Origin of the sequence: Thermotoga sp. Mc24 (assembly GCF_000784835.1) — a bacterium.
Lineage (GTDB): Bacteria > Thermotogota > Thermotogae > Thermotogales > Thermotogaceae > Thermotoga.
This window is the reverse complement of record NZ_JSFH01000009.1, coordinates 148,916-162,143: the sequence shown is the minus strand read 5'-3', so window position 1 is coordinate 162,143 and position 13,228 is coordinate 148,916. Positions and strand designations below refer to the sequence as shown.

The following is a 13,228-nucleotide window of genomic DNA, read 5'->3' as shown; positions in this document are numbered from 1 at the left end:
GTTGCCCGCTTCCTGATTTAAATTGATTGGGTAGAGGTGATAGGAATATGAAGGAATGGCGACGTAACATCCTTGGAAGAGAACTCGTAGTTCAGTACGGAAAAGTAGCGAAACAATCGAGTGGTTCAGCCCTGGTGAGGTTTGGTGACACAGTTGTTCTGGCAACCGCAAACATTTCAGACAAAGCAGTGGAAGGAATCGACTTTGTACCTCTCACCGTTGAGTTCCAGGAAAGGTTCTACGCTGCCGGAAAGATCCCCGGTGGTTTCATAAAGAGGGAAGGTAAACCCAGCGAATCCGCTATTCTCTCAGCCCGCCTCATCGACAGACCGATAAGGCCTCTCTTTCCAAAAAAACTCAGAAACGAGGTCCAGGTTATCGTGACCGTGCTTTCGGTGGATCCGAACGTTCCACCGGACGTTGTGGGAATTTTTGCCGCGTCCCTCGCATTGAACGTTTCAAAGATACCGTTTGAAGGTATAGTGGCGGGTATCAGGGTTGGTTACAGAGACGGACAGTTCATAGCCTTACCCAGTGAGGAAGACATAGAAAAGGGCCTGATGGATATCACCGTTGCTGGAACAAAAGACGCTGTCACCATGGTCGAAGGTGAGGCGAAAGAAGTAGCAGAAGAAGATATGGTGAAGGCCCTGAGATTCGCGCATTCCGTTATAAAAGAACTCGTCGATTTCCAGGAAGAGATTCTCTCAGAGTTCAACGTGGAGAAAATCCCCGTTGTCGAGCCCACACCACCTGAAGGCCTCGTTGAGGCTTTCAAAGATCTTCTAAACAAAGAAGAACTGGAAAGAAGAATCCTCGTAAAGGTGAAGAAGGAAAGAGAAGCGGCCCTCAAAGAGTACGAAGAACAGCTTCTGAATCAGATTGCAGAAAAATTGTCCGTAACCGATTTGGAAGGAATCAAACCCTTTGTCTCGGAACTCTATGAAGATGCCGTCAAAAAAACAATGAGGAGATTGATAGTGGAGAAGGGCATTAGAGCGGACGGGAGAAAACCGACCGAGATCAGACCCATCTCCTGCGAGGTTGGATTGTTCCCGAGAACACATGGCTCTGCTCTTTTCACCAGAGGGGAAACACAGAGTCTCGGCATCGTTACTCTCGGCGCTCCCATGGACGTTCAGATCATAGACACACTCCTCGAAGAAGGCGTTAAGAGGTTCATGCTGCACTACAACTTTCCTCCGTTCTGTACAGGAGAGGTGAAGCCGCTCAGAGGTCCCAGCAGAAGGGAAATCGGGCATGGACATCTGGCAGAAAGAGCTCTGAAGAACATGCTTCCACCCGAAGAAGAGTTCCCCTACACCATAAGAGTGGTTTCTGAGATCCTGGAGTCCAACGGTTCTTCCTCAATGGCCACGGTGTGTTCAGGATCCCTGGCGCTGATGGATGCTGGAGTTCCTATCAAGAAGCACGTTGCAGGAATAGCGATGGGGCTTATTCTCGAAGAAGACGCCGAGATCATACTCACAGACATCATTGGAATGGAAGACCACTACGGTGATATGGACTTCAAAGTGGCTGGAACAAGAGACGGAATCACCGCCTTTCAGATGGACTGTAAGGTCTCAGGTGTCTCAGATGAACTCCTCATGAAAGCGCTCATGCAGGCAAGGGAAGCGAGAATGTACATTCTCGACAGGATGTATGAAACCATCTCTGCTCCAAGACCGCATCTGTCCAAGTATGCACCGATCATAAAGGTAACCAAGGTCGATCCAGAAAAAGTGGCAGATGTCATAGGACCTGGAGGCAGAGTGATAAAGAAGATCATAAAAGACTTCGATGTGAAGGTGGAGATCGACGACGAAACAGGCCTCGTCAAGGTCGTTGGAAGTTCTGAAGAAAACGTTGACAAGGCCATCGAACTCATAAGGGAAATAGCCAAAGAAATAGAAGTGGGAGAAGTTCTGGAAGGAAAGGTCACAAGGATAGAACCTTACGGGCTGTTCATAGAGGTGAGACCGGGTAAGATAGGCCTCCTCCATCAGAGCAAAGTAGGAGAAGATATGAGGCAGTTCTTGAAAAAGGTGAAAGTCGGTGATACCATAAAGGTACAGGTGATCAACATAGATGACCTCGGAAGACTGCAGTTCAAACGTGTCACAGAGGGGGAAAACACTCAGCATGGAAAGACACACAATAAACGAAATTGAGATTTTCACCATACCTTTTGACAAGGCGCGGACGATCTCCTGCGCCTTTTTAATTAAAAAGGGATCCGCTCACGAGCCAGAAGAACTTGCGGGGATCTCCCATTTCATAGAACACATGGCTTTCAGGGGAACAAAAAGCTACGATCACTTTTCTCTCAAGTACACCGTAGAAGTGGTTGGAGGAACTCTCAATGCCTTCACCGATAAACTCGCCACCGCTTATTATGCAAAAGTTCCGGAGTTTCACTTCGGAAAAACGCTGAACGTGTTGAAAGAGATAACTTTCTATCCCATTTTCTCTCCCGAAGACACCGAGATAGAGAGAAAGATCATTCTTGAAGAGTACAAGATGTCCCAGGATGATCCAACCAGTAAACTCTTCGATACTCTGGTGGAAACTGTCTGGCCCGGGCCCTACGGAAGGCCCATCATTGGAAGGAAGGAAACTATTGAGAAGATCTCGTCGGAAGATCTCAGAGAGTATCACAGGAAAAACTACAATCTTCCGGATACCAAAATCATCCTCGCTGGAAAAGTAAACGATGACTACCTTTCTCTTCTGGAAAAAGAATTGAGCGAATTAGAAAGGAACAAGCCAGGAGATCCTCTTCCACCTCCACCTTCGTTCGAACACACGGAACCCAGATACATCGTGAGGAACGACCTGGAGCAGGTACACATTGCCATGGCAAGACCCATTTGTGGAAGAATCAGTGAAGATATATACCCGCTTTATGCTCTCAACACCGCACTGGGAAGTGGAATGAGCTCCATTCTGTTCCACGAAATAAGGGAGAAAGAGGGCTTCGTTTACGATGTGTTCTCCCAGATCTACGCGCTGAAGGAAACAGGAATCATCATCGTGTACGCGGCTCTTTCTCCTGAAAAGATAGATGAGTTCTTCTCAAAGATGAAAGACGTTCTCTCCAATGAATCTCTTTTCATGAAGAATTTCGAATACGGAAAGATGAGATACCTTGGAAAGCTCGATATGGTCACAGACAATCCAGCCGGCATGATGAGTTTCGTGATCGATGATCTCTCTAATGACTCTCTGGAGACCATAGAGGAAAGGGTCGAGAGAATAAAGAACGTTTCGAAAGAAGACTACAGAAGGGCCTACGAGAGATTTATTGCGGGTAACTGGAGCGTGTTCGGAATAGGACCTGAGTCCGGGAAGATTATTGAAAAACACGAGATGATCGTTTGAGGAGGGATTGGATGAAAGAAGCCCTGACCTTTGACGATGTGCTGCTTGTTCCACAGTACAGCGAAGTCCTTCCAAAAGACGTGAAAATAGACACCAGGCTCACAAGACAGATACGAATAAATATACCACTTGTGAGTGCCGCCATGGACACAGTGACCGAAGCGGCTCTGGCAAAGGCTCTCGCAAGGGAAGGCGGCATTGGAATCATTCACAAAAATCTCACTCCCGATGAACAGGCGCGCCAGGTATCGATCGTAAAGAAGACCGAAAACGGCATCATATACGATCCTATCACCGTAACCCCGGATATGACGGTGAAAGAAGCAATTGATCTCATGGCAGAGTACAAAATAGGTGGACTTCCCGTTGTGGACGAAGAGGGAAGGCTTGTTGGCCTGCTCACAAACAGAGATGTCAGGTTCGAAAAGAACCTTTCAAAGAAGATAAAAGATCTGATGACACCAAGAGAAAAGCTCATCGTTGCCCCTCCAGACATCTCCCTTGAAAAAGCAAAAGAAATTCTCCACCAGCACAGAATAGAGAAACTTCCCCTCGTCTCAAAAGACAACAAGCTCGTTGGATTGATCACCATCAAGGACATAATGAGTGTGATAGAACATCCCAACGCGGCGAGGGACGAAAAGGGAAGGCTTCTCGTGGGCGCAGCGGTTGGAACGAGTCCTGAAACCATGGAAAGGGTGGAAAAGCTCGTAAAAGCGGGTGTGGATGTGATCGTCATAGATACCGCTCACGGTCACTCCAGAAGAGTGATAGAGACCCTCGAGATGATAAAAGCGGACTACCCGGATCTACCAGTTGTAGCCGGGAATGTGGCGACCCCGGAAGGAACGGAGGCACTCATAAAGGCGGGAGCGGACGCTGTGAAAGTAGGTGTGGGTCCCGGATCGATCTGTACAACGAGAGTGGTAGCTGGTGTCGGCGTTCCTCAGCTCACGGCCGTTATGGAATGTTCTGAAGTTGCAAGAAAGTACGACGTTCCCATCATAGCAGACGGAGGAATCAGATACTCTGGAGACATTGTGAAAGCACTTGCAGCCGGTGCCGAGAGTGTCATGGTCGGAAGTATCTTTGCCGGTACCGAAGAGGCACCGGGAGAAACGATACTGTATCAGGGTAGAAAGTACAAGGCCTATAGAGGTATGGGAAGCCTTGGTGCCATGAGGTCTGGAAGTGCGGACAGATACGGTCAGGAAGGGGAAAACAAGTTCGTCCCCGAAGGAATAGAGGGTATGGTGCCGTACAAAGGAACCGTAAAAGACGTGGTGCATCAGCTTGTGGGCGGACTCAGATCCGGTATGGGATACGTTGGTGCCAGAACAATAAAAGAACTCCAGGAAAAGGCAGTCTTCGTGAAAATCACTCCAGCTGGAGTGAAAGAAAGCCATCCACACGACATCATCATAACGAAAGAATCTCCGAACTACTGGGTCCAGGCTTAAGAGAGTTTCTTTATGATTTCGTACTCTTTCATCGCTTCTTCGTGCATACCGATTTCTTCATAAAGACGGGCGAGCTTCAATCGGAGCTTCACATTTTCCGGCTGTTTCTGGAGCAGCTTCAAATAAATCGAAGCTGCTCTTTTTTTCATGCCGATTCTCCTGTAAAAAGACGCTCTGAATCGAGCAGAAAGAAACGGTAGAGCAAGAAGAACAGGGAGAAACGGGTAATATCTACCTCTTTTCTCTTCAGACACCTTCGACTTTTTTGAAACAGCGGCCAGTTTTTCTCTGAGCTTTTCCTTGGGAATGGTGAGCTGTTCGTACTCGTCGAGGATCTCCTCCACGTTCCCAGAGGCGTCCACCTTTGCAGAGATGGAAAAGTATTTCTTTATCTGTTCTTCGAGTTCGTCTGTTTCACTGTATCCCAAGTGGTGTGCCACTTCAAAAAGTCTCAGAATATAGGAGTAACTCTCCTCTTTCAGAGGTATCTCCTTTGCTTTTCTCACAAGATGGTAGGCTATTTCTTCGGCATTTTCCACTTTCGAGAGAGCCTCCACCACCTCAAATGAGAACACGAAAGGATCTTCAAGAAACCTGTTCACAAGATCTTCGGCGAACTTCTCGGGGTTTTCTATTTTCAAACTGATGCCGAGCTTCCAGAAAAATGGTGAAGAGAGAAATTCCTCCACGTCTTGCAGTTTCTCAGCAAAACTCTTCAGCTCTGGAAAGATTTCTTCCAGCAGGGGAACCTCTTCCTCGGAGAACATTTCTTCTGTGTCTCTTAGTTTTTCAAGGAGACCATGAAAGTCTTCTGAGATGATTTCCCGAGAGAGGGAGGGGTGTTTTTCAACGAGCTTTTTTTTGGCAAAGAGAAACTCTCCAGCATTTTCTAATTCTGGATCAGAGGGGTGCTTTTTCATGTAGTCGAGAAAAAGATCTATAGCGTTGTCCAGATTCGTCTTCGAAAGGCTTTTTATTTCCTCAAGGGATAGCGCCATCGTTAGAAGAGAAGGTATCAGTAGAAGAATGAAGATAATTCTCAAAACTCTCACCCCGCCTCAAAAAGAGGCCTGAGAAATTTCCTCCAGAAGACTTTGAAAAACAGAGCGAGCGGCACTCCCACAAAAGACCCGAACAATCCGAAGAGTTTCCCAAAGAACAGGATGGACAAAATTATGTAAACAGGATTCAGCTTTTCGAGGCCTTTCATCAGCTGAATGAAGACAACGAAGGCAACGGCATGTATGAGGATCGCAAAGAGAGCTATGAGAAGAACACCTTTCACACCGAGAGTGAGAGAAAAAAGAAGTACAGGGATGTATTCCAGGACCACTCCAACGATTGGAATGAAGTTGGTCACAAAAGCCCAGAGGCTTATGATGGCGCTGTACTTCAAGTTGAAAGCTTCGAAAACAACCCAGTAAGAGAGTCCTATTATCACAGCATTTATGAAGATGACCCTTATGTACCTTCCCATACTCGCGTACACATCACGGAAAAACTCTCTCGCTTCCGCTCTTGCACTCTTTGGATAGATGAGGACAAAGAAGCTGGCTATTTCGCGAATATAGAACAGGGTGTAGCCGAGTCCGAAAAGCGTGAAAACAATTATCGTCGTAACAGAGACAAAATTCGTTGTCACGAGCGAAAAGACATAGTTCAGGAAATCTGTGAGCTTTGGTTCAAGAAAATTCATGATTTTATCGAATACCGGCATCAATTCAGGAGATTTTATGTAGTCTTTCCATATCTTGCTTTCAAAAACTTTTGTCATGAATTCGATGAAACTCCCAAACTCGTTGAAAACAGGAGGAATGATCATGTAAAGCGAATAAACCATCACGAAAAAGAAGAGAAGAAGCGCTGCTATCCTGGAGAAGTACTTTCCAAATTTCAGCTTCTCCAGGAAACGAATGACCGGATCCAAAAGGAGCGTGAAGAACACCATCAACACAATCACTGCAAAGACATCCGGGAAAATCTTGAATACGAGAAATGAAATCAATATGTACAGTGTCGTGAAGAAAAAAGCTTTGTCCTCTAAGATCTTCCTGAACTCCTTCAACTTATTTCCCTCCGAGTTTTTCGAGACTCCACTCGACTATCGTTTTGAAAAACTCTTTCTGGTGCTCTGGATCTTCAAAAAGTTCATGGTATCCTCCAGGAAAGCTCACCAGTTTTTTCTCTGTGTTCAGCGCTTCGAAAAACTTCTTGCTTCCTTCAAAAGACACCACCCTGTCATCGGTTCCGTGAAGAATGAGAACTGGTACCTTTATCCTTTCGGCGTCTTTGAGAACCTTTTTCATATGGGAAAGCATATCTGAAGCGAGCTTGAAGGAGATTCTGTCGTGAACGAGGGGATCTCTTATGTACGCTTCCACCGCTTCTCTGTTCCTGGAAAGATCGCTTGGATTTATTCCGTTGCTCATCGTGAGGAATGGAACAAAAACGGACAGAAACCTCACCATGAATTCAAGGACTGGAGAATGGGTATCTGGAAGCAGGATAGCGGGGGCCGACACCACCAACCCTTTCTGGTTCTCTGGCTGAAAAATCTGAGTGAACCTGATAGCTATCAATCCACCGAGACTGTGACCAAAGAGCACGAACCTTTCCAGATCTTTCGTGATCTCGTTCAATATTTTAAAAACGTCATCAAAACGAAGGTGCCCTCTTTTTCCAGGAGACTTGCCGTGACCCGGTAAATCGAAAGTGATCACCTGAACACCCTCTGAAACGAATTCTCTCACAAGTCTCCTGTATCTCCCGGAGTGTTCACCGAGACCGTGTACGATCACAACCGTACCTTTCCAGTCTTCTCCGTGTTTCTGGATGTTCATTCTCATCCCCCCAGAAATCTTTCTATTCTTCTCAAAAAGATCTCCTTTCCAAGAAGAGGAATAATGTTGACGAGTTCAGGACCTTCTTCTCTACCAGTCAGAACTCTTCTCAACGTCATATAGAATTCTTTGGGCTTTACACCGTGTTGTTTCAGTACTTTCTTGAAGACAGGTGTGATTTCTTCCATGGTCCACCGAACGTTCTGGAGCTCTTCTTTGAGCTGTGAAAACACTCCTTTCATGTCTTCCGGTATTTCAACGGGTGCTGGATCTTCAAAGAAGAAGCGGGACTCTTCAGGAAATTCTGAAAGCACCTCCACTCTCTCTTTTGTGATCTCCAGTACCTTTTTAAAGTACTCCTCATCGATTATTTTTATCCCGGCTTTCTCAAAGAACGGCTTTGCCAGTTCTGCGAGCTTCTCAATCGGCACGTTTCTCAAATAGTAACCGTTCATCCATTTCAACTTCTGTGGGTCGAAAATTGCAGGGTTCGGGCTGAGCCTGTCCAGAGAAAACGAAGAAATCAATTCTTCGAGAGTGAGGAGTTCTTTACCATCTGGGTGAGACCATCCAAGAAGTGCCAGATAGTTGACAAGCGCCTCCGGGAGATATCCCATGTCTCTGAACGCTTCCACAGAAGTGGCTCCATGTCTCTTGCTCAGTTTTTTTCCATCGGGTCCCAGTATGGTGGAAACGTGCGCAAAAACGGGGGGAGCCTTTTCAAACGATTCGTAGAGAGCGAGCTGTCTCAGTGTATTTGAGAGATGGTCGTCTCCACGGATAACATGTGTTATCTCCATGAGCATGTCATCCACCACGCAGGCAAAATTGTAGGTGGGAAGACCGTTGCTTCTCATTATCACAAAATCCCCAATTGCTCCCGTCTTGAACACAACTTCACCTTTCACCACATCGTTCAACACATAGCCTTTTCTGGGCATCTTGAAAAACACAGCCGGCCTCAAACCCTTTTCTTCGTATTCCCTTCTTCTCTCGGGAGTATCAAACTTTTCGAACATCTCCTGGGAGTAGTGTGGTGCCTTTCCTTCAGAGAGGAGTTTCTCCCTCATCTCTTCGATCTCTTCAGGGTAAGCGTAAACGTAATAGGCCTTCCCCTCCTTTACAAGCCTTTCAGCGTGTTCTCTGTATATCTCCACTCTCTCGCTCTGCCTGTATGGACCGTGGTCTCCTCCCACGTCCGGTCCTTCATCCCACAGAAGACCAAGCCACTTGAGAGATTCCATGAGCTTCTCTTCGTACTCCCTCTCAGATCTCTCCAAATCGGTGTCTTCTATTCTGAGGATGAACTTTCCTTTTTCTTTCCGTGCGAAAAGAAAGTTGAACAGAGCGGTTCGAGCTCCTCCAACGTGGAGAAAGCCAGTGGGGCTCGGTGCGAATCTCACCCTTACCAATTCGGAACACCTCCCAGTGTGTATTCGCTGTTAAGGATCTTCTTCAGTACTTCCTCGGGTGAATGTGGCACTCCAGATATGTCGATGTACCTTCTTCCTATATCAGAGGGAAAATGGGCGTCCGATGTCACTATCACCCTGAGATTCTTTTTCTGGGCATTTTCTTCTCCTTCTTTACTCACCACTTCAGCAACAGGAACCTCGAGATCTGGAAAGAAACCGAGCTGGTAGAGAACACCGAATCTCTTCTCAACATGCGCGTAAACCGGTATCCCTCCAAATGATCGAATCAGCTCTACAGCCTGAGACAGTGTGAGATCTGAAGGAAAACCGAGCGGAACGTCTTCATAGCCCGTGTAATTCCCCTTTCCGTCTACAAAGAGCTGATAGCCCATTTTCTCATGATCGTGTTTCACCGATGGAAGATGTTCATAAACGATCTTCGTGACTTTCAATGCGCTTTCGATATCGGAAAAAAAGCCGAGCACATGAACATCTTCCACTGTCTGTATCTCTATTCCAGGGACAACGAGTTTCTTCATTTTCAGAAAAGCAGGAACGTTTTTTGCGCTGTTGTGATCAACTATGCCGAGAATCTGTACATCTCCCGATGCCCTCTCCACAACGGGCGGTATCATGAGCAGATCTGCGCACGGTGACAAACACGTGTGCACATGTAAATCCGCCTTCATCTCAACCCCAGCTCGTACACCTTCCCAGAAACTATGAAGGAGTTCTCCTGGGATTTGAGGAGCACCACTCCGTTCTCCTCTGCCTTCTTCACAGTGTCCTTTTCGTATTCGTGACCGTCACAGAGAACGATCCCCTTTATTCCGACAACCGTGGCAACCGCTATTATGTTGACGTGAGACTGAACTGTGATCCAAAGCGTTGAAGGCTGGGCTTTCCCCAACACTTCACTCAAAAGGTCACAGGTGAAACCGTGTTCCACTTCCGTGTTCAGATCACCGCACACATGTTCAAGCCCCAGTTTTTCCACTATCTCCCCTATCCTCACCTCTATCCCTCCTGAAGAACACCATCTCAACGATTACACCCTTTCCCACCTCTGAAATGATGACCATCTTATCGGAGTACCTTTTCATGTTTGGAAGCCCCATCCCTGCACCAAAGCCGAGTTCCCTTATGTGGTCTGGAGCCGTTGAATAACCTTCTCTCATCGCGAGTTCCAGATTTTCTATCCCTTTTCCCCTGTCTTCTACCCTCACCGTGATTTTCTCACCGTCGATAAAGCAGTATATGTATCCATCGGATTCGCTGTGGATGACAACGTTTGCTTCCGCTTCGTAAGTAGCTATTGCTATTCTTCTTGCCAGTTCTTCATCCACCCCTCGCTCTAAGAGAAACCTCTTCAATTTGGAAGCCCCTATCCCGATCATGTTCACATCGAAGTAATCTATGTGGAAAACAAAATCCGCTTTTCCTTTTTCCAGGACCTCTCCCGTGATCAGTGAGGTTCCTTTTTCCAGGACTTCTTCCATCCTTTTGTCGTGCAGATACATGATGCCGAGTTTTGCCAGAAGAAAATAGATGATGTCATGCTTTGTCACGATCCCCACAAGTTTTTCCTCATCGTCGACAACGGGAAATCTCCCGTAACCGTATTTTTCAAAGATCTTGACGGCGTCCTGAAGGGTGTCTGTTTCTTTCAGACATACCACGTTCTTCGTCATGCGCTTTTCAACACTGTCTTTTATGTAACTTCCCTCGAGGGCCTTTATGATGTCTTCCAGACTGACGATTCCCACCACCCGTTTTTTGTCATCCACTACGGGCACACCTGAGATCCTCTTTATCCTCATAATCTCTTTCACGTGAAGAAGTGTCTTGTCCGGCGTTACATATATCACATCCGGATTCATGAACTCGGAAACTCTGACATCCTGGAAGATGGCTTGCAATCTGTCTATGATGGAAACGCTCATTCTATCGCTCTCCTGACGGGCTTCAAACCGTTCATGTAAAGTCTGCCACAAGTTTCGAACATGGAAAGATTCGTTGCAAGAACGGTGATGTTGCATTCTTTCGCAAAATTGACTATAGTCTCAGGAATATCTCTTTTTCTGACGAAGAGAACAGCGGGTATCCCCACCACCATGGCGGTTCGCACGGCCTGTGGAGAGTGAAGTCCTGTGATCAGAAGAACGTTCGGCTCAGCAAACGCGAGAACATCACTCATGAGATCTGTGGCAACGGCTCTTTCTATGTTCAGATCTTTGTTTCCACAAAGGATCTCTCCTTCTACGATTCTGGCGATCTCTTCTATTGTCACGCAAACACCTCCTAAGAGACCTTCCTGAGAATTCTAGGAGGTTTTCTGTCTTTTCTTCTGAAACGAAACAGAGAATAATAGGCGAAAACGCTTCCCAGCGCAAGTACGAAGGTTACCCAATCTTTCAGCCTAAAAAGGTATCCAGTTATCACAGTCACCGCGAATATCACAAGCGGAAGAAAATAAACGAGTGTTGATACCTTCAAAGGATCGTACTCGGGTATGTCTACCATAACCTCATCACCGGGCTTCAAATCTTCTCCGTTCCAGTCTATCTCGAGTTTTATCTCGTTGTCGGAAAGACAGATGTTCTTTGCCGGGCAACTCCCACAAGCGCTCGTTCTAGCTTTTGTCACCACCACTTTCCCGTCTTTCACTTCTCGAACATACATTTTTTCTACGATGGTATCACCCCTTCACAACACCAAGAGGAATCATCCTGGCTACTTTTCTCGAAATACCTATCTCATGAACGATCTGCACCACTCTGTCCACGTCTTTGTAAACTTCAGGAGCTTCTTCAACCAGAGTCTTTTTACTCTTGCTCATGACGACAATATTTTTTTCTGCCAGTTCATCGAGAACTTCCCTGTAATCCAGCTTCTTCAGGGCAGCGGACCTTCCAAGGACTCTCCCCGCTCCGTGTGCGGTGGAACCGAAGGTCTTTTCTTCGGCTTTCTTTGTTCCTACCAGAAGATAGGAAGCAGTCCCCATGTCACCCGGTATGATGACGGGCTGTCCCACTTCTCTGTAGATCGAAGGAACCTTTTCGCTTCCGGGACCAAGAGAACGTGTGGCACCCTTTCTGTGGACGACCAGTTTTCTTCTTTTTCCGTCAACTTCGTACTCTTCCACTTTTGCGATGTTGTGAGCAACGTCGTAGATGAGATCAACACGTGTGTCTCTCCCGAACACTTTCCAGAAAGCTTTTCTAACGAGATGCCCGAGGATCTCCCTGTTCGCGAACGCGTAGTTCGCTGCACAATTCATGGCAGAATAATAGGCCTGTCCAAGTGGATGTTCGAACGGAGCGTTTATAAGCTGTTTGTCGGGTAGATTTTTGTTGTGTTCCTTCAGATTATCCCTCATGAGCCTTATGTAGTCGGTCGCAACCTGATGTCCGAATCCTCTGCTTCCGGAGTGAATCATCACCGTGATGGTACCGATCTCCAGACCGAAAAATTCAGCGAGTTCTTCGTCGTATATTTCCTGAACCATTTGAACCTCCACGAAGTGGTTTCCCGCACCGAGAGTTCCGAGCTCGTCACTTCCTCTCTCGAACGCTTCCTCCGATACGTACGAGGGATCCGCTGGATGTATCTTTCCACCGTCTTCGATTCTTTCCAGATCTTCCTCAAGACCGTACCCTGACTTGACAGCCCACTCCGCACCTTCAACGAGAACTTTCCTGAGCCCCTTCTTGCCGAGAACGATGTCTCCCGTTGAACCAACACCCGCGGGAACGAATTCGTATATAGCTTCGACAAGAGACCTCATTCTATCTTTCACATCTTCGTAGGTGAGATCTGTCTTCATCAGGCGTACTCCACAGTTTATATCGAAACCCACACCACCCGGCGAAATGATTCCTTCTTTCACATCGAAAGCGGCGACTCCTCCTATTGGAAAGCCGTAACCCCAGTGTATGTCCGGCATGGCGAGGGCGTATTTCACAATGCCGGGAAGCGTGGCCACGTTCATGAGCTGTTTCATCGCTTCTCTGAACTGAGGATCGTTCACACTCTCGGCGTCCGTGAATATGATCGCGTCAACCTTCATATCTCCCTCTTTTGGAATTTTCCAGATGTATTTATCGAGTCTTTCTATCTTCATAATTTA

13 protein-coding genes are annotated in these 13,228 nt (G+C 46.8%); 3 read left to right on the top strand and 10 right to left on the bottom strand.

All coding sequences use genetic code 11. From position 1 onward, the window contains the following. The first annotated feature begins 47 nt into the window (after positions 1–47). Genes pnp through guaB form a run of 3 tightly spaced genes read left to right on the top strand, consistent with a single transcriptional unit; the run spans position 48 to position 4,844 of the window. Positions 48–2,174, top strand: a complete 2,127-nt coding sequence (gene pnp / locus MC24_RS05000; RefSeq protein WP_038053107.1) for a polyribonucleotide nucleotidyltransferase — start codon at positions 48–50, stop codon at positions 2,172–2,174. Then, the gene (locus MC24_RS04995; protein WP_038034408.1) at positions 2,146–3,384 is read left to right on the top strand and encodes a M16 family metallopeptidase; all 1,239 of its coding nucleotides are present in this window, start codon (positions 2,146–2,148) and stop codon (positions 3,382–3,384) included. The genes pnp and MC24_RS04995 overlap by 29 nt, the downstream gene beginning before the upstream one ends. A gap of 11 nt (positions 3,385–3,395) precedes the next feature. Continuing rightward, positions 3,396–4,844 (top strand): IMP dehydrogenase, encoded by a 1,449-nt coding sequence (gene guaB / locus MC24_RS04990; RefSeq protein WP_012311160.1) that lies wholly within the window; start codon positions 3,396–3,398, stop codon positions 4,842–4,844. Here the strand turns inward: guaB and MC24_RS04985 are convergent. The 10 genes from MC24_RS04985 to MC24_RS04940 are packed head-to-tail and all read right to left on the bottom strand — an operon-like array spanning position 4,841 to position 13,222. Continuing rightward, entirely contained in the window at positions 4,841–5,887 is a 1,047-nt protein-coding gene (locus MC24_RS04985) for a tetratricopeptide repeat protein (protein WP_038053562.1), read from the bottom strand. The genes guaB and MC24_RS04985 overlap by 4 nt on opposite strands. A gap of 5 nt (positions 5,888–5,892) precedes the next feature. After that, on the bottom strand, positions 5,893–6,909 hold the full coding sequence (locus MC24_RS04980; RefSeq protein ID WP_038053105.1) for an AI-2E family transporter: 1,017 nt from the start codon (positions 6,907–6,909) through the stop codon (positions 5,893–5,895). Between the two features lies 1 nt (position 6,910). Further along, positions 6,911–7,684 (bottom strand): alpha/beta hydrolase, encoded by a 774-nt coding sequence (locus MC24_RS04975; protein ID WP_038053102.1) that lies wholly within the window; start codon positions 7,682–7,684, stop codon positions 6,911–6,913. Positions 7,685–7,686: 2 nt separating this feature from the next. Further along, positions 7,687–9,096, bottom strand: a complete 1,410-nt coding sequence (gene gltX, locus MC24_RS04970; RefSeq protein ID WP_038053099.1) for a glutamate--tRNA ligase — start codon at positions 9,094–9,096, stop codon at positions 7,687–7,689. Continuing rightward, positions 9,090–9,788 carry a PHP-associated domain-containing protein gene (locus MC24_RS04965; protein WP_012896503.1) on the bottom strand — a complete coding sequence of 233 codons (699 nt, stop codon included), beginning with the start codon at positions 9,786–9,788 and terminating at the stop codon, positions 9,090–9,092. Before MC24_RS04965 ends, gltX begins: the two co-directional genes overlap by 7 nt. Beyond that, the gene (locus tag MC24_RS04960; RefSeq protein ID WP_012896502.1) at positions 9,785–10,114 is read right to left on the bottom strand and encodes a DRTGG domain-containing protein; all 330 of its coding nucleotides are present in this window, start codon (positions 10,112–10,114) and stop codon (positions 9,785–9,787) included. The genes MC24_RS04965 and MC24_RS04960 overlap by 4 nt, the downstream gene beginning before the upstream one ends. Next, positions 10,077–11,042 carry a CBS domain-containing protein gene (locus tag MC24_RS04955; protein ID WP_038053096.1) on the bottom strand — a complete coding sequence of 322 codons (966 nt, stop codon included), beginning with the start codon at positions 11,040–11,042 and terminating at the stop codon, positions 10,077–10,079. The genes MC24_RS04960 and MC24_RS04955 overlap by 38 nt, the downstream gene beginning before the upstream one ends. Continuing rightward, a complete protein-coding gene (locus tag MC24_RS04950; protein WP_004081551.1) occupies positions 11,039–11,389 on the bottom strand; it encodes a DRTGG domain-containing protein in 351 nt (116 codons plus the stop codon). Before MC24_RS04950 ends, MC24_RS04955 begins: the two co-directional genes overlap by 4 nt. Before the next feature lie 11 nt (positions 11,390–11,400). Then, complete coding sequence (locus MC24_RS04945) at positions 11,401–11,781, bottom strand: SoxR reducing system RseC family protein (RefSeq protein WP_038053093.1); 381 nt, start codon at positions 11,779–11,781, stop codon at positions 11,401–11,403. A gap of 16 nt (positions 11,782–11,797) precedes the next feature. After that, the gene (locus tag MC24_RS04940) at positions 11,798–13,222 is read right to left on the bottom strand and encodes an RtcB family protein (RefSeq protein WP_004081553.1); all 1,425 of its coding nucleotides are present in this window, start codon (positions 13,220–13,222) and stop codon (positions 11,798–11,800) included. Positions 13,223–13,228 lie beyond the last annotated feature (6 nt).

Bases quoted from the DNA above. Each gene is read 5' to 3' on its own strand.
- pnp (WP_038053107.1), top strand. From the start codon at position 48: ATGAAGGAATGGCGACGTAACATCCTTGGAAGAGAACTCGTAGTTCAG.
- MC24_RS04995 (WP_038034408.1), top strand. From the start codon at position 2,146: ATGGAAAGACACACAATAAACGAAATTGAGATTTTCACCATACCTTTT.
- guaB (WP_012311160.1), top strand. From the start codon at position 3,396: ATGAAAGAAGCCCTGACCTTTGACGATGTGCTGCTTGTTCCACAGTAC.
- MC24_RS04940 (WP_004081553.1), bottom strand. From the start codon at position 13,222: ATGAAGATAGAAAGACTCGATAAATACATCTGGAAAATTCCAAAAGAG.
- MC24_RS04955 (WP_038053096.1), bottom strand. From the start codon at position 11,042: ATGAGCGTTTCCATCATAGACAGATTGCAAGCCATCTTCCAGGATGTC.
- MC24_RS04975 (WP_038053102.1), bottom strand. From the start codon at position 7,684: ATGAACATCCAGAAACACGGAGAAGACTGGAAAGGTACGGTTGTGATC.
- MC24_RS04965 (WP_012896503.1), bottom strand. From the start codon at position 9,788: ATGAAGGCGGATTTACATGTGCACACGTGTTTGTCACCGTGCGCAGAT.
- MC24_RS04945 (WP_038053093.1), bottom strand. From the start codon at position 11,781: ATGTATGTTCGAGAAGTGAAAGACGGGAAAGTGGTGGTGACAAAAGCT.